Annotated in this window: 27 protein-coding genes; 19 read left to right on the forward strand and 8 right to left on the reverse strand. The window is 59.6% G+C overall.

What is annotated here, in order from left to right:
* Positions 1-16: 16 nt before the first annotated feature.
* Together aliB and WA411_RS00610 are read left to right on the forward strand one after the other, a co-directional pair.
* Entirely contained in the window at positions 17-1156 is a 1140-nt protein-coding gene (gene aliB / locus WA411_RS00605) for a cyclohexanecarboxyl-CoA dehydrogenase (RefSeq protein WP_291905589.1), read from the forward strand.
* A gap of 83 nt (positions 1157-1239) precedes the next feature.
* Positions 1240-1710, forward strand: coding sequence for a MarR family winged helix-turn-helix transcriptional regulator (locus WA411_RS00610; RefSeq protein ID WP_291905587.1), 471 nt, complete (start codon positions 1240-1242; stop codon positions 1708-1710).
* 41 nt (positions 1711-1751) lie between these two features.
* On the opposite strand, the gene WA411_RS00615 is transcribed toward WA411_RS00610, so the two are convergent.
* The 3 genes from WA411_RS00615 to WA411_RS00625 all read right to left on the reverse strand — a co-directional run bounded on the left by WA411_RS00615 (position 1752) and on the right by WA411_RS00625 (position 4408).
* Entirely contained in the window at positions 1752-2144 is a 393-nt protein-coding gene (locus WA411_RS00615; protein WP_153634363.1) for a glutaredoxin family protein, read from the reverse strand.
* A 207-nt stretch (positions 2145-2351) separates the two neighbouring features.
* Positions 2352-3485: a putative sulfate/molybdate transporter gene (locus tag WA411_RS00620; protein WP_291905583.1), complete on the reverse strand. Its 1134-nt coding sequence runs from the start codon at positions 3483-3485 to the stop codon at positions 2352-2354.
* Positions 3486-3523: 38 nt separating this feature from the next.
* Positions 3524-4408, reverse strand: coding sequence for a helix-turn-helix transcriptional regulator (locus tag WA411_RS00625; protein ID WP_291905581.1), 885 nt, complete (start codon positions 4406-4408; stop codon positions 3524-3526).
* A 116-nt stretch (positions 4409-4524) separates the two neighbouring features.
* Between WA411_RS00625 and WA411_RS00630 the strand changes: the two genes are divergently transcribed.
* From WA411_RS00630 to WA411_RS00660, 7 genes are all read left to right on the forward strand, one after another.
* Entirely contained in the window at positions 4525-5223 is a 699-nt protein-coding gene (locus WA411_RS00630; protein WP_291905579.1) for an ABC transporter permease, read from the forward strand.
* The gene (locus tag WA411_RS00635; protein WP_291905577.1) at positions 5220-5963 is read left to right on the forward strand and encodes an ATP-binding cassette domain-containing protein; all 744 of its coding nucleotides are present in this window, start codon (positions 5220-5222) and stop codon (positions 5961-5963) included. The genes WA411_RS00630 and WA411_RS00635 overlap by 4 nt, the downstream gene beginning before the upstream one ends.
* 74 nt (positions 5964-6037) lie before the next feature.
* The gene (locus WA411_RS00640; RefSeq protein WP_136629944.1) at positions 6038-6844 is read left to right on the forward strand and encodes a substrate-binding domain-containing protein; all 807 of its coding nucleotides are present in this window, start codon (positions 6038-6040) and stop codon (positions 6842-6844) included.
* Positions 6845-7027: 183 nt separating this feature from the next.
* Positions 7028-7897, forward strand: a complete 870-nt coding sequence (locus WA411_RS00645; RefSeq protein ID WP_136629943.1) for a formate dehydrogenase accessory sulfurtransferase FdhD — start codon at positions 7028-7030, stop codon at positions 7895-7897.
* Between the two features lie 12 nt (positions 7898-7909).
* Positions 7910-8497, forward strand: coding sequence for a molybdenum cofactor guanylyltransferase MobA (gene mobA, locus WA411_RS00650; RefSeq protein WP_069182759.1), 588 nt, complete (start codon positions 7910-7912; stop codon positions 8495-8497).
* Positions 8494-9000 carry a molybdopterin-guanine dinucleotide biosynthesis protein B gene (mobB, locus tag WA411_RS00655; RefSeq protein WP_291905573.1) on the forward strand — a complete coding sequence of 169 codons (507 nt, stop codon included), beginning with the start codon at positions 8494-8496 and terminating at the stop codon, positions 8998-9000. The genes mobA and mobB overlap by 4 nt, the downstream gene beginning before the upstream one ends.
* Positions 8997-10244, forward strand: coding sequence for a molybdopterin-binding protein (locus WA411_RS00660; protein WP_291905571.1), 1248 nt, complete (start codon positions 8997-8999; stop codon positions 10242-10244). The genes mobB and WA411_RS00660 overlap by 4 nt, the downstream gene beginning before the upstream one ends.
* On the opposite strand, the gene WA411_RS00665 is transcribed toward WA411_RS00660, so the two are convergent.
* Genes WA411_RS00665 through WA411_RS00680 form a run of 4 tightly spaced genes read right to left on the reverse strand, consistent with a single transcriptional unit; the run spans position 10245 to position 14266 of the window.
* Entirely contained in the window at positions 10245-10721 is a 477-nt protein-coding gene (locus WA411_RS00665) for a DUF6505 family protein (RefSeq protein WP_136629941.1), read from the reverse strand.
* Complete coding sequence (locus WA411_RS00670) at positions 10718-11425, reverse strand: biotin/lipoate--protein ligase family protein (RefSeq protein ID WP_227514456.1); 708 nt, start codon at positions 11423-11425, stop codon at positions 10718-10720. Before WA411_RS00670 ends, WA411_RS00665 begins: the two co-directional genes overlap by 4 nt.
* On the reverse strand, positions 11422-12267 hold the full coding sequence (locus tag WA411_RS00675) for an Mrp/NBP35 family ATP-binding protein (protein ID WP_083231750.1): 846 nt from the start codon (positions 12265-12267) through the stop codon (positions 11422-11424). Before WA411_RS00675 ends, WA411_RS00670 begins: the two co-directional genes overlap by 4 nt.
* A 19-nt stretch (positions 12268-12286) precedes the next feature.
* Positions 12287-14266 carry a 4Fe-4S binding protein gene (locus WA411_RS00680; protein WP_291905567.1) on the reverse strand — a complete coding sequence of 660 codons (1980 nt, stop codon included), beginning with the start codon at positions 14264-14266 and terminating at the stop codon, positions 12287-12289.
* Positions 14267-14408: 142 nt separating this feature from the next.
* Between WA411_RS00680 and WA411_RS00685 the strand changes: the two genes are divergently transcribed.
* The 10 genes from WA411_RS00685 (at position 14409) to WA411_RS00730 (ending at position 22146) form a co-directional block, all read left to right on the forward strand.
* Positions 14409-14987, forward strand: coding sequence for a DUF3305 domain-containing protein (locus WA411_RS00685; protein WP_069182754.1), 579 nt, complete (start codon positions 14409-14411; stop codon positions 14985-14987).
* Positions 14987-15634 carry a DUF3306 domain-containing protein gene (locus WA411_RS00690; protein WP_291905565.1) on the forward strand — a complete coding sequence of 216 codons (648 nt, stop codon included), beginning with the start codon at positions 14987-14989 and terminating at the stop codon, positions 15632-15634. The genes WA411_RS00685 and WA411_RS00690 overlap by 1 nt, the downstream gene beginning before the upstream one ends.
* Before the next feature lie 109 nt (positions 15635-15743).
* Positions 15744-16355 (forward strand): TorD/DmsD family molecular chaperone, encoded by a 612-nt coding sequence (locus tag WA411_RS00695; RefSeq protein ID WP_069182752.1) that lies wholly within the window; start codon positions 15744-15746, stop codon positions 16353-16355.
* Positions 16356-16395: 40 nt separating this feature from the next.
* Positions 16396-16587 (forward strand): twin-arginine translocation signal domain-containing protein, encoded by a 192-nt coding sequence (locus tag WA411_RS00700; protein ID WP_069182751.1) that lies wholly within the window; start codon positions 16396-16398, stop codon positions 16585-16587.
* Positions 16588-16678: 91 nt separating this feature from the next.
* Positions 16679-19564 (forward strand): formate dehydrogenase subunit alpha, encoded by a 2886-nt coding sequence (locus WA411_RS00705; protein ID WP_291905563.1) that lies wholly within the window; start codon positions 16679-16681, stop codon positions 19562-19564.
* A 15-nt stretch (positions 19565-19579) separates the two neighbouring features.
* Complete coding sequence (gene fdh3B / locus WA411_RS00710; protein ID WP_069182749.1) at positions 19580-20188, forward strand: formate dehydrogenase FDH3 subunit beta; 609 nt, start codon at positions 19580-19582, stop codon at positions 20186-20188.
* 88 nt (positions 20189-20276) lie between these two features.
* Positions 20277-21449, forward strand: a complete 1173-nt coding sequence (locus tag WA411_RS00715; RefSeq protein WP_069182748.1) for a formate dehydrogenase subunit gamma — start codon at positions 20277-20279, stop codon at positions 21447-21449.
* A complete protein-coding gene (locus WA411_RS00720; RefSeq protein ID WP_264754179.1) occupies positions 21446-21571 on the forward strand; it encodes a hypothetical protein in 126 nt (41 codons plus the stop codon). Before WA411_RS00715 ends, WA411_RS00720 begins: the two co-directional genes overlap by 4 nt.
* Entirely contained in the window at positions 21564-21803 is a 240-nt protein-coding gene (locus WA411_RS00725; protein ID WP_291905561.1) for a sulfurtransferase TusA family protein, read from the forward strand. Before WA411_RS00720 ends, WA411_RS00725 begins: the two co-directional genes overlap by 8 nt.
* Before the next feature lie 91 nt (positions 21804-21894).
* Positions 21895-22146: a hypothetical protein gene (locus WA411_RS00730; protein WP_291905560.1), complete on the forward strand. Its 252-nt coding sequence runs from the start codon at positions 21895-21897 to the stop codon at positions 22144-22146.
* On the opposite strand, the gene WA411_RS00735 is transcribed toward WA411_RS00730, so the two are convergent.
* A complete protein-coding gene (locus WA411_RS00735; protein WP_291905559.1) occupies positions 22143-22643 on the reverse strand; it encodes a hypothetical protein in 501 nt (166 codons plus the stop codon). The genes WA411_RS00730 and WA411_RS00735 overlap by 4 nt on opposite strands.
* Positions 22644-22708 lie beyond the last annotated feature (65 nt).

A 22708-nucleotide genomic window follows, 5' to 3' on the forward strand; every position in this document is an offset into this window, starting at 1 on the left:
TAGCCCGGAGAACACCATGAATTTCGCATTCAATGAAGAACAAAACGCGATCCGCGAGGTTGTGGCCCGCTTCAGCGCCGAGGTGCTGGCCCCGGGCTATCGCAAGCGGGACCGGGAAGGCGTGATCGAGCGGGACGTGATCCGCCAGCTCGGCGAGATGGGCCTGCTCGGTGGCGAGCTGCCCGAGGAATTCGGCGGCAGCGGCATGGATTGCGTCACCAGCGGCCTGATTATCGAGGAGATCTCGAAAGGGGATTTCAACGTGGGTTACATTCCGCTACTGACCTCCCTGAACGGCCAGATCATCGCCAGCCACGCCGCGCCGGACCTGGCAAAGGAATGGCTGCACGGCATGACTACCGGTCAGAAGGTGGCTTGCATCGCACTGACCGAACCCCATGGTGGCTCGGACGCTGCCAACCTGCGCCTGAAAGCCGAGAAAAAGGGCGACATCTACGTGCTCAACGGCGAGAAAACCTCCATCTCCATGGCCGACCAGGCTGACGTGGCGGTGGTGTTCGCCCGCACCGGCACGGTGGAGCAACGGGCCTCCGGCATCAGCGCGTTCCTGGTGCCCATGGACACGCCGGGCATCACCACCACCCGCTTTGAGGACAATGGCCAACGTGCCATCGGCCGCGGTTCGATCTTCTTCGATAACGTGGAAGTACCCGCGAGCCACATGATGGGGGAGGAAGGGAAAGGCTTCAAACAGGTCATGCAGGGTTTCGACTACAGCCGCGCCCTGATCGGCCTGCAGTGCCTGGCGGTGGCCCAGCAGTCCCTGGAAGAAACCTGGCAGTGGCTGACCGAGCGTACTGCCTTTGGCCAGAACCTGTCCGCCTTCCAGGGCCTGACTCATCCGCTGGCGGAATACCAGACCTACGTTCATGCCGCGCGCATGCAGTGCTACCATGCGCTCTGGCTCAAGGACAACAACCTGCCCCACAACGCCGAGGCGGCGATGAACAAATGGTGGGGCCCGAAGCTCGCGTTTGATGTGGTGAAACAGTGCCTGCTGGCCCATGGCCATACCGGCTGGGGCGAGGACCTGCCCTTTGCCCAACGGTTGCGGGATGTCCTGGGCCTGCAGATTGGTGACGGTACCGCGCAGATCATGAAGAACATTATCGCCCGCGAGTACCTGCCGAAGTGACGCGTCCCATGCCTTCCGTGATTCAGGACGCCGAGAACCGCCCTCGCCGGCCCAACCGCCAGCGGGGCACCAAAGGAGCAAAGATGATCGTCAACGAATCCGGAGGCATTCCCAACCGCCTGTTTTTCCGCCTGTTCCAGACCGGAAACATTCTGCAGCGCCAGGTTCAGAATGAAATGGGCATCAGCGCCGTCCAGTGGGCGGTGCTCGGGGCGCTGTCACGGGAGGGTTTCGAGGAAGGCACCTCGTTCAATCAGCTCAAAGAGTACCTGTACGTCAGCCGCCAGAACCTCGACGGCGTGCTCAAACGAATGGAACGGGACGGGCATGTCATTCGGATACCGGACCCCCAGGATCGGCGGGCCAGACTGGTGGTATTGACCGAATCTGGCCGGACCTTCTGGGATCGGCTGCAGGACTCGATTGCCGAGTTTTACCGGCAGGCCATGCAGGGGATGAGTTTTGATGACAGCGTCAGCCTGCTGCACCTTCTTAAAAAGCTGCAGCATGAACTTATCGATATTTCCCTGGACTCTGCCACCCCAGAGAAATAATGCGGGATAAATGACGAGGACGATCCAACCAGAACCGGCGATCAGGCCGGCTCAAACCGCTCCTGCAGCCAGGCCTTGATATCGTCAGACTCATACAGCCAGCGGACACTGCCATCTTCTTGCTGAATCTTCAGGCAGGGCACTTTGACCTGACCGCCGCCAGCCTCCAGCTCTGCACGATGCTCCGGGTTATGCTGGGCGTCGCGGGTTTCGATGTTGAGGCCCAGCCGGGCGATTTCCTTCCTTACCTTGATACAGAACGGACAGGCTTTGAACTGGTAAAGAGCCAGATCCTTGCTGGCCTCGTTGGCCCTGGCCTGCTCATCAGCGCTACGGCTGACGCTTTCCGGCGTGCTGAGTTTTTCACTGAGCAGCATGAATGGTGTCAGTATCAGGCGCAGCGTTCGGAAAAAATAACGGATAACGACTCTCATGGGTACGGTTAAAGCTCCGGGTTTCCAGTTTAAGATTGCTTCAAAGAGGTCGGCATTCAGGATTGATTTGCGTCCCTCATAGCGGTTTACGAGGATATCATTTCAAAAGATGAAGTGTTCAGAATTACGAGTGCTGAACCCTCACTGGGTGTGGTGGGTGTGGTGGGTGTGGTAGGGAGAGTGTATCAGCCGAATCGGACGATATCCTCAATCCTGATGGGCACCGCTAAACCTCCCACGCAACCAGGCTGACCGGAACGTCTCCGCGGCCACCCCGACGAGGAAGCCGAAAAACGGGTCAGCCCAGAAGGTGATCAGAGCCGTGATGCCAATCACCGGCCAGCAGGAGGGTTTGGCGGTCCATAGACGTTTGGTGAGGCCGAGTTCGACAGCTGCGACCATCAGCAGAGCCCCGAGCCCCGCCGCGGGCACGGCAGCAATGAAAGAAAGGCCACCGGGCACGATCGCCACCAGGAGTAACCCCGTGCCCAGCAGGACCGGCGCCAGACCGGTGCGGGCGCCAAAGCGATAATGGGCCGCAACACCACCGGCGCCGTGGCACATGGGCAAGGCACCGAACGGCACCAGGAACAGGTTGGCCAGGCCAGTTGTGACGGACAGCCGTGCCGGTGAGACCCGGTGGGACTGATCTCCGAAATAATCCCCCACCACCAGAGCTGTCAGAACGATGGCGTTGGTGATAGTCAACGCCAGTTGCGGCAACACCAGGATAGAGAACCCCTGCTGCCACTCATCCATCGAGGGCAATGTGGGCATCGAGAAGATGGCGGGATCCGCCGGCAATGGCAGCCCGGGTGAACCCAGCAGCGCACCGAGGACCATGGCCAACGCCAGCCCCATCAGCGCCGCCGGCCAGCTGGGGAACAGTTTCAGGGTAACCACCAGCAACCCCAGCACGAACAGGCCCAGCGGCAGGGAGGTAGCCATCAATTCCAGGCTCATGCTGGCCAACAACAAACCCAGCCCCAGTTGCAGGCCGCTCAATACCGACCCCGGCACCAGGCGGGCCGCCCGGTTGATCCATCCGGTTGACCCCAGAAGCAACAGGATGGCACCGATCAGAACGCCACTGGCGATCAGGCTCTGGGCACTGACCTGGGTGGTCAACAGCAACGCGGCCACGGCTTTCATGGGCTGTACCGGAACAGGAAGGCGGTAATACAGGCCTGTCACGATGTAAAACACGGCAAAACCCAGGAGTACCGGTACTGGAGCAAGTCCGGCCACGCCAATGGCACCGAGAGTCAAGGGCAGCAATGTGCCAATATCACCCAGCGCGCCGCTGCTTTCACTGATCACCTTCTTCATTGTCGAACCCATGAGGGCTCCTGCCTGAATGGTCTGCTTATTGTTGTCGTTCAAGCGTTATACACTACTTTACCAAGTTCACTGACATCATACCCGCCCAATGTCTCGGCCCGGTGCGCGAATCGTTCGCTACCGGCAAAGGCCAGCAAACGCTGCATGGCCGGCTCGAAATAATGGCGCCGGCGCATGGCCAGGTCGAAGTGCTCCTGCTGCAGGGGGATAAATGCCAAGCCCTGGCGCCTGGCCGCCGCCTCGATACCCACACCCACATCCGCTTCCCCCTGACGAACAGCCAGAGCCAGATCGTCCTCGCTGAGCGAGGGATGTTCGGCCCAGGCAAGCCGGCTGCCATCAATACGGTAGCGGGCTAGCAGGCTTTGCAGCAGATGACTGACACCGGCCTCGGGCTGGCGGTGGGCCAGACGCAGGCCCGGCCGGGCGATGTCTTCCAGCTGCACAATTCCGTGGGGGTTGTCCGGCGCCAGAAGCAGACCCTGCCGGCGTTTGGCCCAGCGGATCAGCACCAGGTCACGCATCCCGCTCAAGCCCAGGGTCACCGGGTCGTTGTAACGCTCAGTCTGCGCGTGCCAGATATGCATGCCAGCAACCATGGCGCGACCGTCAACCAGGCGCTGCACCCCGTCTCCGCTGCCCTGGCACAGCATCGCCAGCTCGGCATTACTCTCCTTCACCGCCCACTCCAGCAGCGGATCCTGGCTACCCACCAGCACGGGCGGCGTTGGCGCGCTGACGCCCTCGTCACCCTCCAGATGATTCATCAACCAGAGATCTATACGCTGGCGCGGAAATAAAAGCTTTCCCGTCACCCGCACGCAGGGGATCACGCCCTGGCCCACCAGATCGTAGACCTTGCGTTCTTTCAGGCGCAGATACTCGGCAGCCTCGGCCGTAGTGAGATAGTCAGGCAGAGACATCGAACCTCCGGAGTCAATTGATACGCATAATGCTGTTTTTAGATGCATTATTTACGGCAAGCATCGCAAAGCGTAGTTAAAAACGCCACGATGCTCAAGACTAAGGAGACGCAGCTGTGGAAGAAAACGCGCTTTACGTGGCGCTCTCGCTACTGGTGAATTTCGACGCTTCGCTGTACCAGATCGTGGTGCTATCGCTGCAGGTTTCGCTCGTTGCGGTCCTGATAGCGGCGCTTTTGGGTTTTCCACTGGGCGCTGCGGTTGCGTTATGGCAGTTCCCCGGACGCGGCGGGGTTATTGTCGCGCTGAATGCGCTGATGGGGCTGCCGCCGGTTGTGGCAGGGCTAGGCGTTTACCTGCTGCTGTCGAGGGCCGGACCGCTTGGCGAACTGGGTCTTCTGTTCACGCCCGGGGCCATGGTAATTGCGCAGGTGATACTGGTGTTGCCGATTCTCGCCGCGCTCTCGCGGCAAAAAGTGGAGGAGTTGCTGGGCGAATATCGCGAGCAATTCGTCTCGCTGGGCATGTCGAAGGCTCGCATGATGCCCACACTGCTGTGGGACGCCCGCTTTGCCCTCCTGACGATTCTGCTCGCAGGGTTCGGCCGGGCCAGCGCGGAAGTCGGCGCGGTCATGATGGTTGGCGGCAACATCGACGGCGTCACCCGGGTCATGACAACGGCCATTGTGCTTGAGACCAGCAAGGGCGCCCTGCCCCTGGCGTTAGGCCTCGGCATTGTCCTGCTGACGCTTGTCATGGCGATCAACGCTACTGCGTACATTTTGAGTGAAACGGCCAAGAGGCGCATGGGATGACATCGTTGAACGTGCCCGTTAACAGACCAATCGAACTCAGTGCACCGCCGTCGCTGCGCTTTGACAACGTCGAGTTCAACCTTCTCGGCCACCAGCTTTTTGGCCCCTGCTCATTCACGCTGGACGGCCCCGGCCCCACACTGGTGATGGGCCCCAATGGCGCGGGCAAGAGCCTGATGCTCCGCCTGGCTCACGGGCTGCTCGCGGCAACGGAGGGAGCCATAACCTGGTCCGGTGACGAAACACCCCGCCAGGCCATGGTATTCCAGACCCCGGTTCTTCTGCGCCGTTCCGCACTGGCCAACCTCACGCACGCGCTGGCCGTCAATAACGTCCCACGCAAGCGGCGTGCAGAGCTGGCACGGGAAGCCCTGGCACGCTTCGGCCTGTCCTCCTGTGCCGATACGCCCGCCCGGGTGTTATCGGGTGGCGAGAAGCAGCGCCTCGCTCTGGCCCGGGCCTGGGCTCTTTCACCCTCGGTACTGTTTCTGGATGAGCCCACCTCCGCACTGGACCCCGCTGCCATAAAGGACGTGGAAGCCGCCGTTCAGGAATTTCACGAGAGAGGAACACGCATCGTAATGACAACCCATGACCTGCATCAGGCCCGGAGGCTGGCCGGGGACGTGCTGTTTCTCGCCGGCGGAAAAGTGCAGGAGCACACGCCGGCCGACATCTTTTTCAGCGCCCCTGCTTCGCGCCAGGCACAAGCCTTCCTGAGCGGAGAGCTCGTGGCCTGATCACCCACCAAGAAAATAAACGTACCGAACCATCGCTCGCTCTACGAATAAGACACGACAAAGGAGAGAACAAGATGAAAAAAACCCTGAATCTGGTTCTGGCAGCCGTAACGACCATGGGCCTGACCTTCAGTGCCCAGGCCGACGACTACATTACGCTGGCCTCAACCACGTCCACCCAGAACTCCGGCCTGTTCGACTCGATCCTGCCCAAGTTTGAGGAGGCGACCGGTATTGAAGTTCGCGTTGTAGCCGTCGGCACCGGCCAGGCGTTTGAGCTCGCCCGCCGGGGCGACGCCGACAGCCTGCTGGTGCATGACACCGCCGGGGAAAAACGGTTTGTCGAGAACGGCTTTGCCACCGAGCGGGCAGACGTTATGTACAACGACTTCGTGCTGATCGGCCCGAAAGACGATCCCGCCAAAATCCGTAACGCGGAAAGCGCCGCCGAAGCCTTCTCTGCCATCGCCGAAGCAGAGGCACCGTTTGCATCGCGAGGCGATGACAGCGGCACCAACCGGGCCGAGCTCAGGCTTTGGGAAAACGCCGGCGTGGAACCGGGCGGCAGCTGGTACCGGGAACTGGGTAGCGGCATGGGTCCGACCCTGAACACCGCCGCCGGCATGGACGCCTATGTGATGTCCGACCGTGCTACCTGGGTCGCGTTCGAAAATCGCCAGAATCTCGAGCTGCTGTTCTCGGGCGACAAAGTACTTTTTAACCAGTACGGCAGCTTGCTGCTCTCCGAAGAAAAGCACCCACACCTCAAACACGACCTGGCAGCCCAGTGGCACAACTGGCTGCTGTCGGAAGAAGGCCAGCAGGCGATTGCCGACTTCAAAGTGGACGGGCAGCAACTGTTCTTCCCGAACGCCCAGTGAGGCAAAAGGATCAAGGGCGACTGAACTGAGCGTCTGTTTACCCTGCCCAGATCGAACCCCGGCATTGCCGGGGTTTTTTATTGGCAAAAAGCAGCTGTTTTTCCTCAATGCCAAATAGGCTAATCTCTGGCAATCTCCGTACAACATCCATTCCAGTACGACCAGGAAACGGCTATAACAAAAATGACGATTGATCCCATACTTCCCGATCCCAAGGATCCCCGTCTGTCTCGCCCAGTGGAGGGCGTGGACGAGAACGGTGAGGCCAAATCGATCAGCGTGATCGAGGAACGCCCCCTGACCATCTACCTGAACAGCCAGGAGATCGTCACAGCCATGACCATCGGCGACCATCCGGAGTATCTGGCCCTCGGCTTCCTGCTCAACCAGGGCATGCTGAAAGAAACAGACACGGTCACCGGGATCGATTTTGACGAAGAACTCGAGGTTGCGGTGGTGCGCACGTCAGGCGTTACCGATGTCGAGGACAAGCTGGAAAAGAAAACCCGCACCTCCGGTTGCGCCGTGGGCACCGTGTTCGGTGACATGATGGCCGGGCTGGAAGGTCTGTCACTGCCGGATACGCCAGTGCACACCAGCACCTTTTACGATCTCTCCTACCAGATCAACCATACGCCTAGCCTGTATATGGAAACCGGCGCCATCCACGGCACAGCGCTTTGCCAGGGACAAACAATCCTGGCGTACATGGAGGATGTTGGAAGGCACAACGCGGTCGATAAAATTGCCGGCTGGATGCACCTGAACAACATTTCGGCCGCAGACAAGGTTCTGTATACCACCGGCCGCCTGACCTCAGAGATGGTGATTAAAACATCCCTGATGGGCATTCCCACTCTGATCAGCCGCTCGGGCTTCACCGCCTGGGGAGTCGACATTGCCCGCCAGGTCGGGCTGACCCTGATCGGCCGGATGCGTGGCAAGAAATTCACCTGCCTGAGCGGCCAGCACCGCCTGGTGTTCGATCAGGACTTGTCGCAGGTACCCGATGAAGACAAGAAGCTACGTCGCAAAGGCGCTCAACATGATTGACGGAGGCACTGCATGAGCCAATGTGCAGTTATCCTGGCCGGCGGCCAGGCAAACCGCATGGGTGGTGGCGACAAAGGCAGGCTCATGCTCGGCGACCAGTCGTTGATCCAGCGGGTAATCGAGCGGATCACCCCGCAGGTCGATGCCGTGGTATTGAATGCCAACGGGGATTTAAGCCGGTTCGACGACCTGGATCTGCCGGTGGTGGCGGACTCCATCGAAGGCTTCCCCGGCCCGCTTGCCGGCGTACTCGCGGGCATGGACTGGGCCGCCGAACAGGGCCACGAATGGCTCATCAGCGTGGCCGCCGACACACCGTCCTTTCCCAGGGATCTGGCTGCCAGACTGGCGGAACATGACACCCCGGTGGTGCTGGCAGCCACGCCAGACCCAGAGCGCGGCCGACTGCCACAGCCGACCTTCGGGCGCTGGCGGGTCGCTTTGAGGGACGATCTGAGAGCCGCCCTGAACGAGGGCGTACGCAAGATCCGCCAGTGGACACAGGCCCAGGGCGAAACTCTGGTGGTTTTTGACGAAGGCGATTTTTTCAACATCAACACCCCGGACGATCTGGCCTGGGCGGAGCAGCATCTGAAGTGAACGTTATAGGCATCGTAGGTTGGAAAAACTCCGGCAAGACCACACTGGCAGCCGCTCTGATTCGCGAACTGTCCGGCCGGGGTTTAACGGTCAGCTCGATCAAGCACGCCCACCACATGGTGGACGTGGATCAGCCCGGAACGGACAGCTACAAACACCGTGAAGCCGGTGCCCGCGAGGTGATCCTGGCGGGAGGTCAGCGCATTGCCATCATGCAAGAGCTGCGGGGCGCAGGTGAGCCCTCACTGGAGGATTTGCTGGCCCGCCTGACCGCCTGCGACTGGGTGGTAGTGGAAGGGTACAAAACCCATGCGCACCCGAAAATAGAAGTGCACCGGCAGCAATCGGACCGCACGCCTCTTTACCGGGAAGACGCCAACATCATCGCCGTTGCCAGCGACTATGCCGCCGATTTTTCCGGGCCTTTGTTCGATATCAATGACATCACCGGCATTGCCGATTTTATTATTGATCATGTACAGCCACCAGCGAGAGAGTCATGAAGCCGCTTCGCAACGACTGTTTTGCCCTTCCCCCGGGCGTGAACTGGACGCCGGTCGAAGAAGCCCTTGAGCGGTTGCGTTCAAGGTTGCATCCCGTGGTGGAAGTGGAGCGTGAGGTTCCTCTCTCACAGGTGAACGGCCGAATCCTGGCAAGTGATGTCTATGCGCCCCGGGCTCATCCCCCAAGCACCAATTCCGCCGTGGATGGCTATGCTCTTGCCGGGCCGCTAACGGACGTGCCCTGCACCCTGCCTCTGGTGGACGGCCGCAGCGCCGCCGGTGAGCCTTACATGGGGCAGGTGCCCGAGGGATACGCAATCCGGATTCTGACAGGCGCGGTTATTCCCGCCGGCACGGATACCGTGGTTCTGGAGGAAGACTGCGAAGTCCGGGATGGCCAGTTGCATTTGAACGGTACGCTAAAAGCAGGCGCCAATGCCCGCAAAGCCGGTGAAGACATCAAAGCCGAGGACCGGATTCTCACTGCCGGAACCCGGCTCAGTCCGACCCAGATTTCGGTGCTTGCCAGCGTGGGCGTGGAAGCCGTTGATGTTTATCAGCGGCTAAGGGTGGGCGTGCTGTCCACCGGTGATGAGGTGAAGCCGGTGGGCGCACCTGTCACAGACTGGCAGATATACGACGCCAATCGCCCTATGCTCAGCGCCCTGGTATCACAACTCGGCTACGAACTCGTGGATCTTGGCCATGTGCTGGACCGGGCCGAGGAGGTCAAGGCAGCCTTGGAGCGGGGCGCGGAGCAGTGTGACCTGATCCTGACCAGCGGCGGCGTGTCCGCCGGAGACGAAGATCATGTGTCGAAAACCCTGAAAGAACACGGTGACATCAGTAACTGGCGCATTGCCATCAAACCCGGCCGTCCTCTGGCGCTTGCCATGTTCCGGGGCACGCCGGTAGTCGGTCTGCCGGGTAATCCGGTGGCCGCCTGGGTCTGTGCGCTGAGATTTGGTGCGCCTGCCATGGCATTGTTGGCAGGGGCCGAATGGTTCGAGCCCCAGGCGTATACCATGCCGGCTGACTTCTCGAAGAACAAAAAACCCGGGCGCAGCGAGATGCTGCGGGCACGGGTTCGCGATGGGAAGGTCGAGGTATTCGGGTCGGAAGGCTCTGGCCGGGTGACCGGTCTGGCCTGGTCCGAGGGTCTGGTGGAACTGGATGAGAGCGCCCAGCAGATCGAGCCCGGCACCCCCGTCCGGTTTATTCCCTACGGCAGCTTCGGCCTGTAATCAGTCAACGCTGCCGTGGACCGCAAAGGCCTCCAGTGAGGCATCCTGCGGGCCACGGGAGCGGTAGGTTTCCTCAACGCCCAGGTCGGTAAGGGTGCGGCTGACCATCAGCAGGGTGTTGTCCTCAAAGTCTTCGCACATGCTGCGCATCTGGTCGATTTCTTCACAGGCCACCGGGTAAGCGGCCTCGATGTCCGGCGCGCCATAGATCTCCACAAAAGTCTGCGCGAGCGTCTGGCGTAGCCGCTCCAGCTCCGGCTCGGTAATGTCGCACACGCCGACAAAGCTGGCACGACCACCCGACTCAATGCTGTACCAGCCATTGGTGAAGGCTTGCCGGGCTTTGCCTGTCAGGTCCGCCTCGGTCCAGTTGGAAAACTCGAAGCCGCCAGAAATGGCCCACTCCCCACTGGGTGCCGGCCGCTCGAAGACGTTTTCATCGGAAATGTCCAGTCTCAGGGTTCGGGCCAGTTTCATAGGTGCTCCGCATAATCAATCAGGCTAACAGTTTCGGTCATCACATCCTGGCGCAACAGCATGCGCCCTTTTTCGTCCAGCCCCACAAACAGGCCGGCTCGGGGTTCCTCGATGCGCTTGCCAATAGTATCGCAGCGCGGACGCCACTCGTTGTGAACCCGCTCGAACCCGCTGTCCAGAAAATAGGTCAGCCATAACAGCGTATGCTTGGACCAGCTCTCCAGCAACGCCATGGGCATTATCTCTACACAGCCCTCTTCGTACAGGCAAGTCTGATCCGGCGTTTCACCCGGCTCGCCGCCAGGATGGGTGAAGGGCACCACGATACCGATCACCAGCCAGTTCGGCGTTTCTTTGGGGTCGGACACATCGGCCGCAAACCTGACGCTGCCACACAGGGCCCCGTTGACCTTGATGCGGTCAGGCCACTGGAACTGCACCGGCACCTCGGGCGGCGCCAGTGCGCCAAGGCTCTCGGCCAGACCTATCTGGGCCACGTACACCGCCTGAATGGCCTCTTCCAACGGCGTCTCGGGCGCCAGCACCAGTGCCGCGCGCAGGGTATCCACGGCCTCGGAATAGAAAATGGTGCCGGAATCCACGCCGGCGATGGCACGGCTGACGGCCTTATCGAAAGGATCCGTATGCGGGGGCACAACCTCGCCGCTCAGTAGCGGTGGGAAACGGGGAGACTCAATGATCATTGGACGGCCCGGGCGTATTGTTCGGAGGCAATGATTTGATCGGCCAGCCGCTGGAAAGCCTGGGCCTGCGGACTGTCGGGCTTGGACACCACAATGGGCACCCCGCCATCGGAGCCGATCCGGATATCGAGATCCAGAGGAATTTCACCGAGGAACGGTGCCCCCAGCTTCTCGGCCTCAGCCCGGGCACCACCGTGGCCGAAGGGATGATGCTCCTTGCCGCAGCCATCGCAGATGAAAGAAGCCATGTTCTCCACCAGGCCGAACAATGGCACGTCCATGCGCTTGAACATGTCGATGCCTTTGCGTGCATCCATCAGGGCAATGTCCTGGGGCGTCGACACCACGATGGCGCCGGCCACGAAAAACTTCTGGCTCAGGGTCATCTGGACATCGCCAGTGCCCGGCGGCAGATCCACCAGCAACACGTCCAGCCTTCCCCAGTCCACTTGGTTCATCATTTGCTGCAGAGCGCCCATCAGCATGGGTCCGCGCCAGACAATGGCTTCCTCTTCGGAGGTCATCAGCCCGAGTGACATAAGGGTCACGCCGTGGTTGCGAAGCGGCAGGATGGTGTTGCCGTCCGGGCTGGAAGGTCGGCCCGACACACCCAGCATCCGCGGCTGGCTGGGGCCGTAGACGTCGGCGTCCAGCAGACCCACTTTCAGGCCTTTCGAGGCCATGGCCACCGCCAGATTGGACGACACTGTCGATTTACCAACGCCGCCCTTGCCGGAAGCAACGGCAATGATCCGATCCACGCCCCTGGGGTTCTTGTCCTGAGGGCGGGGCGCATCGGTGCCAATCAGGTTACTTTTTCCTACTTCGGTGTACTGGACCATGGAAATTCCTGTCTATCAATCAATTGTCCCGGTAGTCATCACTGGTGCGAACCCTGGGTCTGGCGGCTCCGGCCATAGGCGCCGTGTCGCCATGGAACTGTGCCTTCACCCGGCAGTCGTCGCACATCTTGATGAGCTGGACATTATCAGATTTGGTGTACATCCAGTGCTGGTTCTCCAGCTTTTCGACAATCCGGTTGATGGTACTGGCCACACCAAACGGTTTGCCGCACTGGATGCACTCGAACGGTTCTTCGCCATGCAAAGCCCTCGGGCTGAGCGCGGCCTTTGACAGATCCAGCTGCGGCTTGAGCGTGATCGCCGTTTCGGGGCAGGTGCTGTCGCAGATACCACACTGCACACAGGCGTTCTCGGTGAACTGCACTTCCGGCCGGTCCGGATGATCCCCCAGTGCGCCGGTGGGGCACAGGGAAACGCAGGCAAGGCACAGAGTGCATTTGTCTGAATCAATCTCGATGGCACCGTAGGGCGCGCCCTTGGGTAATGGAATCGGCTCGTCCACCTTCTCCGCCATGGCTGCGGCGGTCACCCGGGTAATGTCGCGACGGCCGCCCACCAGCAGCACCGGCTCACTGACTCGTCCCGCGTTGTCGCCCGGCGCGGACAACTCGATGGCATCAATTACCCGAACCCGACTTGGCGAGTTGTGGGTGCCTTTGAGCATGGCCTGGGCCAGCTCTACTTCAGCCGCCAGGGCCCGACGATCCAGCTCGTTGTCTGCCAGAATCAGCACTTCGGCATAACCGGCACCGAACGCTGCCATGATCTCGGCGTGGCCAATACGGTCCACATGCTCCAGTCCGAGTGGGATCAGATCGTCGGCCAGGCCATCGTCGTAGCGAGCCAGGTAGGTGATGGCTTCCGAGCCGGCGCCCAGGGTATGGAATACCAGGCGTGGCGATTCGTGGGTCTGCTCGCGATAGGTCTTCGCCATCACGTCCATGACTTTGACTATAGCCTCGTAGGGCGTTTCGTTCATGGTGACTGCGGATGTGGGGCAAACCGCCGCGCATGAGCCACAACCTGCGCAGATGTCAGAATCGATCTGGATGTGGTCGCCGGCAGAGAAGATCGCTTCCGTGGGGCAAACGTCCAGGCACCGGGTACAGCCCGGCTTGTTAGCCCGGGAATGGGCACACAGGGACTCTTCCAGCCGGAAAAAGACGGTTTTTTCGAACTCGCCCACCATTTCCCTGGCTGTGAGGGCAATGCGTTCCAGCTCGCCGGCTTTGTTCGGATCGGCCCAGAAATACCCATTGCGCTTCTCGTGGCTGGGGAAGGCCGGCGCGCCACCGCGCAGATCAATAAACACGTCGCACTCGCTGCGAGCCGTTGTCTGCGCCGGCGTGTAACCCAGCTCACCCCGACCGGCCGGATGCAGGGTCTGCAACCCGGCGAACTCCAGCTTGAAGTTGCCGAGGGCGCCATAAGCGCTGGTCAGTTGACCCTTGGCCACGTCGTAGGCGGCCGATGGCAACTGGATGGGGCCGGCATCGTTGACCACACAGGTAACGCCCAGCTCATCCTGTACCAACCCGGCCATGCGGATGGCTTGCTCGGTGGGGCCCACGATGCAACAGACGCCGTTGGACTGGATGCTTTTCGCCGGGGCGGTGGGCCCTGGCAACTGGGCTGCGGCCACCAGGGCCGCCTGTTTGGCTTCCAACCGCTTGGGGTTGGCATCGGCAGAACTCCAACCCGCCCGGTCACGTATATCGATGGTGTGCAGTGGCGCTACATGCTGGATCTCGGCGTGAATGTCCTCGGCCAGGCGCTCGAACAGCGCTGCCTGCTGGCCACAGGCGATAAGCACGTCGTTGCTGGCGCCCAGGTGCTCGGCTGCGACTTTCATATCGTTGCCGCACAGCTGGTCTACCGCGACGACCTGCTCGGCACCCGCAACCGCCTGAAGGGCCTCGGAATTGAAGCCCTGGCTCTTGTCGCAGGTGCACAGCAATAGAGATTTTTTTGATGTCATCAGGAACTTTACTCTGTTCGTTGTTGTTATACGTATACGAATCACTCTCTTATTTCGAGCATGCCACAGCCATCTACTTTCGGACAATTGGATAATTGTTGGAGCCCTGCTAGCTTTTATCTATAACAAAAAGAGACACATCATGAGCAGTAGAACCGATCACTGGAAACGAGCATTGCAGGTGGGTGCCGTTGTTCGCCGATCGCCGGGGGTAACGCGGTGGGCGAAACACGTCTGGAAACCTGTTGCTGTCATCCCCGGGGCACCGGACGCCTTCTGGAAAGAACTGGTACGCGAGGGCGAGGTGGTCGATTACCACGCCGGCACGGTCACTATGGAGCTGTTCCGTGCCGATGTCGAAGGTTATCTCGTCTCCCTCAACATGAGCACGCCTTCCGTCTGGATCATCCTGGACCGAGACGTCACCGGCCAGTCGCCCTCAGGCTGGGCGGTCAGCACCGTTACCGCCAGCGCCCACGAGGCTCTGGACTCCCTGGACAGCGGCGAAAGCATTGTTGAAGCCGTCCCCATCCCGGAATCCCTGGCCGCCTGGATCAAGGAATTTGTCGACATGCATTACATCGAGGAGCCGTTCAAGAAACGGCGCCGGGATGAGGTGCGCGTGGACGCGGTGGAAGACGCCAAGGGTGATCCACGTATTCGGCAGGAAAGCGATGTATACCGGGCTCCCGCCAACATCAAGAAACCCAGGTTACAGTAATGGTCGAATCACGCTGGCAGCGCTGGGCGCGCAAAAAGGCCGAAGCCAACAGAACGGTAGAACCCACGCCGCCTCCGGCGCCGGAGCAAGCCGAACCGGCCCCGGAGGAACAGGAACTCGCCGTTAACGAGAGCCTGTCTGAACCGGAGCTTCTGGAGAAGTACGGACTGCCTGATCCGTCGTCCATTGAGATCGGAACGGATATCACCGGTTTCATGCGCAAGGAAATACCCGAGTTCCTGCGCCGAAAGGCCCTGAGAAGCCTCTGGAAATCCAATCCGGTGCTGGCTGTTCTCGATGGGCTGAATGACTACGACGAGGATTACACCCTGGCGTCGACGGCCGGGCAAACCGTGAAATCACTCTATCGGGTCGGCGAAGGGCTGGTGGATAAAGCCAAGAAGGCGGCGGATGTCATTGATGAACCAGTGCAGTCGTTGGCTCAACCCTCCCCGGCCGATGCCGAATCCACGGTCACCGGGCAGGCGCAAGCTGACGAGCATGAGGATGAACAGGCAGCCATTGAGCTGGACGACCATACCGGGCAGGCGGAGCTGACCAACCGAGTGCCCGCACAACCGGAGAACAGCCAATCAGAAGAGGTGCCGGAACCGCGATTCCGCCCTCGCATGCGTTTTGACTATTAGCAGAATGCATTTCACCTATTGGCGAAATAAACGTGGCTTACCCCACTATTCTTGTTTGTGTACTAAGATAGTGTGAGAGAGCGCACATAATAATTAGAAGGAAAACGACTTGACTGACACGGCCGAAATCCAGTGCCCGCGCTCAATCACTGACGAAGATAGAGCGCGGGCCCAAATCTATCAGCTGCTGGGCGTCCTGCTTGACCGGCCACCCTCGGCGGAATTGCTGCAAGGTCTGGCCTCGCTGCAGGGGGACGACACGCCCCTGGGCACCGCCTCGAAGAATCTGGCCAAGCTCGCAGAACGCACCAACCCCTACGATCTCGAGCGGGAGTTCAATAACCTGTTTGTCGGCCTGGGCCGCGGTGAGCTCCTTCCCTATGCCAGCTACTACCTCACCGGCTTCCTGAACGAAAAGCCCCTGGCCGAGCTCAGGAGTGATTTGAGGTCACGTGGCATTAAAGCCCGCAGCGACGTCAAGGAACCGGAAGACCACATCTGCACCCTGTGTGAAATCATGGCCGGGATTATCACCGGCGAATTTCCCTGCGACAGCGGTGTGGCCTCCCAGAAAGCTTTTTTTGATGCCCATTTGGCGAAGTGGGCAGAACTGTTTTTTACCGACTTGGAAGAAGCGCAAAGTGCCATCTTCTATGCGCCGGTGGGCTCGCTTGGCCGGGCCTTCATGGCAGTGGAAGCCGAAGCCTTTGCAATTCAGTAACCGGGACCGACAGGTCCCTTAACCCAGGGGGAGGTGTCCAATGGACAACCCGAAGCGTGAAAACAGCCGTCGCCATTTCCTGAAAATGGCCGCTTTCGCAGCTCCAGCTGCGGTGGCAGTGACGGTTGCACCGAACGCCGCAGCCGAGGTCGTCAGAACAGACGCACCGAAAAGCCGCGGATTACGTGATACCGAACACACACGTAAATATTTCGAATCGGCTCGCTTTTAACGGTGGTCTGAGTTGATCAAGGTTGCGAAAGGCCCTTGAGAGACTGAGCTTTCCGGAAAAACGAGAATAATAAAAGAGAGAGGTATACGACATGTTAAGGAAGAAGACCAACGGGGTAGCGAAAGGCCCCCGTGCAGGCTCTTTGCTTTCTTCTCTCGCTGCGAAAACGCTGGATCGTCGTCAATTCCTGACAACGTCTGGTGTCGCAGTGGGTGGTCTGGCGGCACTGTCGCTGACATCGGGTCGGGTTGAAGCGGCAGCTCCAGCCACCGGTGGCGGTGAAGTGGTCGTCAAGAAATCAGTGTGTACGCACTGCTCGGTCGGCTGTACCGTCGAAGCGGAAGTACAGAACGGCGTCTGGACCGGCCAGGAACCCGGCTGGGACAGCCCCTTCAATATGGGCGCCCATTGCGCCAAGGGCGCATCGGTTCGGGAGCACGCTCACGGCGAGCGCCGTCTGAAGAGTCCCATGAAGCTGGTCAACGGCCAGTGGCAGAAGATTCCCTGGGACCAGGCCATCAACGAAATCGGCGACAAGATGCTGCAAATCCGCGAGGAGAGTGGTCCCGATTCCGTTTACTGGCTCGGCAGTGCCAAGTTCAACAACGAGCAGGCCTATCTGTTCCGGAAGTTTGCCGGCTACTGGGGCACCAACAACGTTGATCATCAGGCCCGTATCTGTCACTCGACCACGGTTGCCGGCGTAGCCAACACCTGGGGCTACGGCGCGATGACCAACTCCTACAACGACATCCACAAGTCCAAGGCGATCTTCATCATCGGGGGCAACCCCGCGGAAGCTCACCCGGTGTCGCTGTTGCACGTACTGAAGGCGAAGGAAGAAAACAATGCTCCGCTGATCGTCTGCGATCCGCGCTTCACCCGCACAGCAGCCCATGCCGACGAGTTTGTGCGTTTCCGTCCGGGCTCAGACGTTGCACTGGTGTGGGGTATTCTCTGGCACATCTTCGAGAACGGCTGGGAAGACAAAGAGTTCATCCGTACCCGTGTATACGGCATGGAGGACATCCGCGAGGAAGTGAAGCGCTGGAACCCCGAAGAAGTGGAGCGTGTTACCGGTGCGCCTGGCGCACAGCTTGAGCGTGTAGCTCGCACTCTCGCCAACAACCGGCCCGGCACTGTCATCTGGTGCATGGGTGGTACCCAGCACACCAACGGTAACAACAATACCCGCGCCTACTGCGTGCTGCAGCTGGCCCTCGGCAACATGGGCGTAGCAGGCGGCGGTACTAACATCTTCCGCGGCCACGACAACGTTCAGGGCGCTACCGACCTCGGCGTGCTCGCCGATACACTGCCTGGCTATTACGGACTGTCTGCTGGTTCCTGGGCCCACTGGGCTCGAGTCTGGGAAGAGGACCTCGACTGGCTGAAAGGCCGCTTTGCTGTTTGGGATAAAAACGGCAAGTCCCGGGCCATGATGAACGAGAAGGGCATTCCGGTCTCCCGCTGGATTGACGGTGTTCTGGAAGCCAAGGAAAACCTTGAGCAGCCGGATAACACCCGCGCCATGGTTCTGTGGGGCCACGCGCCCAACTCACAGACCCGGATGACAGAAATGAAGGAAGCCATGGAGAAACTCGACCTGCTGGTCGTGGTTGACCCCTTCCCCACTGTCTCTGCGGTGTTGCATGATCGTAAGGAGGGCGCATACCTGTTGCCCACCACGACCCAGTTCGAGACTTACGGCTCGGTGACCGCTTCCAACCGCTCACTGCAGTGGCGGGAAAAAGTGGTTGAACCGCTGTTCGACTCCAAGGTCGACCACGAAATCATGAAGCTGTTTGCGGACAAGTTCGGCTTTACCGATCGCATGTTCCGCAACATCGCCATTGACGGAGATGAGCCGTCGATTGAAGACATCACCCGCGAATTCAACCGCGGCATGTGGACCATCGGCTATACCGGCCAGTCTCCAGAGCGCCTCAAGAAGCACATGCAGTATCAGCATCACTTCGACAAGACCACACTGCGTGCCGTGGGTGGACCTTGCGATGGTGATTTCTACGGCATGCCGTGGCCGTGCTGGGGCACCCCCGAGATGAACCATCCGGGCACTGCCAACCTGTACGACATGTCCTTGCCAGTCTCCGAGGGCGGCCTGACGTTCCGGGCCCGTTTCGGTGTTGAACACAACGGCCAGAACATTCTGGCAGACGGTGTTTACTCCAAGAACTCGGAAATCAAGGATGGCTACCCCGAGTTCACCATGCAGATGCTGATGGACCTGGGCTGGGATGGTGACCTCACCGCCGAAGAGCGAGCCAGCATTGAAGCAGTGGCAGGCCCCTCCACCAACTGGAAAACCGACCTCTCTGGCGGCATCCAGCGAGTGGCCATCAAGCATGAGTGCGCGCCGTTCGGCAATGCCAAGGCCCGTGCCATCGTCTGGAACTTCCCGGACCCGGTACCGCTGCACCGCGAGCCCCTGTACACCAACCGTCGCGACCTCGTGGCCGACTACCCGACCTACGAAGACAAGACCTTCTGGCGGGTTCCGACCATGTATGAATCCATCCAGCAGAAGGATTTCAGCAAGGAGTTCCCGATCATCCTTACCTCCGGCCGTCTGGTTGAGTACGAGGGTGGTGGTGACGAAACCCGCTCGAACCCCTGGCTGGCGGAACTTCAGCAGGATATGTTCATCGAGATCAATCCTCGCGACGCCAACAATCTGAACGTCCGTGATGGCAGTGACGTTTGGGTGCATGGCCCAGAAGGAGCCAAGATCAAGGTCAAGGCCATGGTCACAGAACGGGTCGGAGAAGGCGTGGCGTTCATGCCATTCCACTTCGGCGGTCATTATCAGGGCAAGGACCTGCGGGACAAGTATCCCAAGGGCGCCGACCCCATCGTTCTGGGCGAATCCACCAACACGGTTCAAACATACGGGTATGACTCGGTCACGCAGATGCAAGAGACCAAAGCAACCCTGTGTTCGATCATGCCGGCATAACAAGAGGTGTAGACCATGGCACTTGAAGGACAAGCAAGAGCAAAATTCCTTTGCGACGCCGAGCGCTGCATCGAATGTAATGCATGCGTAACGGCCTGTAAGAACGAGCACGAGGTTCCCTGGGGCATCAACCGTCGCCGGGTGGTAACCATCGAAGATGGCAAACCGGGAGAGCGTTCGATCTCGGTAGCATGCATGCACTGTTCAGACGCCCCTTGCATGGCTGTCTGTCCGGTTGATTGCTTCTACCAGACCGAGGACGGTGTTGTGCTCCACTCCAAGGACCTGTGTATCGGTTGTGGCTATTGCTTCTACGCATGCCCGTTCGGTGCGCCCCAGTTCCCGCAAGCGGGCAACTTTGGCAGCCGGGGCAAGATGGACAAGTGCACGTTCTGTGCTGGCGGCCCGGAAGAAGACAATTCCACTGTTGAGTTCCAGAAGTACGGTCGTAACCGTATTGCTGAGGGCAAACTGCCGATCTGTGCGGAAATGTGCTCAACCAAAGCCCTGTTGGCCGGTGACGGCGACGAGGTTGCGGATATCTATCGCCAGCGTATTGTGAACCGTGGTTTCGGTTCCGGTGCGTGGGGATGGGGCACTGCCTACGAGAAGAAGGGTGCATAAACTGGCCTGACGGATTTGGGGCTCTTCGGAGCCCCGAATTCGGTTACGGCATAGATTTCTTCTTGCTGATTCCGCTGGAGTGCTCTAGATGAACAAAAAACTGATAGGCGTCGTCGCCCTGGTGCTAGCGACGCTGTTATTCAATCCTGTCTGGGCGCAGGATATTCCCGAACCTGACCGCAGTGCCACCGGAGGTGCCCAAACCCTCGAGGACATTCTGCGTCGTCAGGAACAGATGAAAGTGGACGATAGTTTCCGCTCTCAGAACATCGGTAATCCGGAGAACGCACCCTCTATCTCGGCGCCTTTGGGAACCCGAGGCGGCGTCTCCGATTCGGAAAACTGGCGGGCTATTCGCTATAACGAAATTGAGCCAACCACTCAGGTACGCGGCCCAGCCGCCGATGTGCTGATTCAGGACGGCGGCATGCCCTGGTGGAAGCTTCGGGAAGGCCCGATCATCACCTATGGCGGCGGCGCACTGCTCGCGATCATCGGCCTGCTGGTGGTGTTCTATTTCGTTCGAGGCAGGATCATGATTGATGGCGGGCCTGCGGGTACCACCATTGAGCGGTTCAAGGCTGTCGAGCGCTTTGGTCACTGGTTGCTGGCCGGCTCGTTCATCGCACTCGGCCTGACGGGGCTGATCACCCTGATGGGACGCAGCTTCCTGATTCCGGTTATGGGACCGGACGCGTTTGCCACGTTGGCCGCCGGTTCCAAATGGCTGCATAACAACGTGGCCTGGGCGTTCATGCTCGGCCTGGTGATGACCTTCGTGATGTGGGTTGCCCATAACATACCCAACAAACTCGATTGGCAGTGGATCAAAGCTGGCGGCGGTATCTTTACCAAAGGCCACCCCTCCGCGAAGAAGTTCAATGCCGGCCAGAAGATCATTTTCTGGACGGTGATGATTCTGGGCTTCTCGGTATCCCTGTCAGGTTTGTCACTACTGTTTCCGTTCCAGATGCCGATGTTTGCCGACACATTCGCGGTGATCAACAGCGTTCTGGGAACCAGCTTCCCGACCGATCTCGCACCCCATGAAGAGATGCAGTACGCGAACATCTGGCACTCGATTGTAGCGTTTGTGATGATGCTGGCTATCATCGCCCATATCTACATCGGCTCCGTCGGTATGGAAGGCGCGTTCGACGCCATGGGCAACGGGCAGGTTGATCTCGAGTGGGCTCGCCAGCACCACGACCTGTGGGTAGCTGAAGTTGAGGCCAAACAAGGCAAAGGAGGATCATCGTGAAGGTCATGATTTCCGCGTTTGTCGCAGCTCTACTGATTGCTACGGCGGCACCGCTGGTGCTTAACCAGTTTGGCTGGTCGTCGGCCGCACAAACCAGCGCCGAGAGCGTTCGCCTTGACTGATCAGCCCAATGCATACCAGATCGACGCCGTCGGTCTGGTATGCCCCCTTCCCATCCTGCGCTTCAAAAAACGCACCAAGGACCTGCCTAGTGGAACCCAGGTTGATTTTCTGGCGGATGATCCCACTGGCCGTCAGGATCTTCAGGCCCTTTGTGATATCACTGGCCACCATATTGAAGGGATTCAGGAAGAGAACGACGGCGTTACCCGGTATCGCATTCGCTTGGCTTGATACACAGTTTCCCCGGGCAGCCAGCAGATCCATAGCGATAAACTTTCCGTAGAAGCCCCCTCATAGAAATTTATAACCAAGGACATCCGTTATGGGCAACGACAAAACGCCGGTGCTGTTGACCACTGAGCAGATCATCACGCTTCAAGACATTATCCTCGAAAAGCAGTACCTGTTGGCCGCTACCCAATCTGAAAACGAACAGGTTGCCGACTATGTCGGTTTGACCGAGCAGATGAGCCACACCACCGATCTTCTGCTGGCACTTGCAAGTGCCTTACCAGGACAAGAGCAATCCGGCCAAACGGTTAGGTTGGATGTTTCCGGGAGCGCCTGCTCCTAGTGACCACCTCGCGGATGCTTTCGGGCTTCCAGATTACCTAGCGAGATTTTCACGTCCCTATCAGAGAGTTCCGGAAGATCGTCAAAATTCGAAACCCGCGGGAACTTTGAATCGATCAATGCGGCCAGCGCGTCGTCGATACAGAGGGTGTCCGCCACCGCTTGGTGGCAGCCGGGCATCAGGATTGCCCTGATCTCACCAATTTCCGTCGTCCCTGTTTCAACATCGCCAGAACGACTGGCACTGATCACGGTGAGCTGCTCGTCCCCGTTTATTGCGCGGCCATCAACACGCCTGGCCTCAATCTGTTCACAGGCTGTCAGGGTCGCTTCAAGCAGCGTACGAAAATTCGCGGATTCGGCCAGCCGCTCGGCCTTTTCCCGGGCGCTGCGCTCGTCGTCAGACATCAACAGTATGTAAGGCGTACTATCTACAAAGACACCCCAGCACTCAGCCGTTATTGCTTCCGGTTTCGGATGGTAAACCCCCGCGGTCAAGGTCGAGTGTTTTTTCCTTCGCGCCAGGACCGCCCCTTTTTTTTCATAATCCACTTCTTTGCCCC

The organism is Marinobacter sp. CH_CUG1437-1 (genome assembly GCF_037029655.1).
Taxonomy (GTDB): Bacteria; Pseudomonadota; Gammaproteobacteria; order Pseudomonadales; family Oleiphilaceae; genus Marinobacter; species Marinobacter salsuginis.